The sequence below is a fragment of the Erwinia sp. MYb416 genome (genome assembly GCF_037479575.1).
Taxonomy (GTDB): domain Bacteria; phylum Pseudomonadota; class Gammaproteobacteria; order Enterobacterales; family Enterobacteriaceae; genus Erwinia; species Erwinia rhapontici.
Genome location: NZ_JBBGYT010000137.1, coordinates 1 through 404 on the forward strand (window position 1 = coordinate 1; position 404 = coordinate 404).

The window sequence follows — 404 nt, forward strand, 5'->3', positions numbered from 1 at the left end:
GCCCACTACCATCACGCCTGCGGAAATAGCGGCATAGTCCTGTTGGCGAATGGCATTAATCAGCCAGCGCCCCAGTCCAGGCCAGCTGAATACCACTTCAGTGATCATCGCCAGCGTCAGCATGGTCGAAAATTGCAGACCCAGGCGCGGGATCACGGGTGGCAGGGCGTTGTGCAGGACGTGACGGCGAATAATGGTAAACAGTGACAATCCGCGTGTGGCCGCCGCTTTCACATAGTTCTGCTCCATGACTTCACGGGTGCTGATACGCAGCAGACGAATCACTTCTGTGGTGGGGGCAACGGCCAGCGCCGTTACTGGCAACACCATATGTTTCAGGGCGCTAATAATCATTTCATGACGCCATGGCGAATCGGTGATCCAGGCATCAATCAGGGCGAACC

The 404-nt window shown here is 56.4% G+C and carries 1 protein-coding gene; it reads right to left on the minus strand.

Annotated elements, in window-relative coordinates:
• The coding region (locus tag WH277_RS01290; RefSeq protein ID WP_339503918.1) for an ABC transporter permease subunit at positions 1-404 on the minus strand (404 nt) is incomplete at both ends.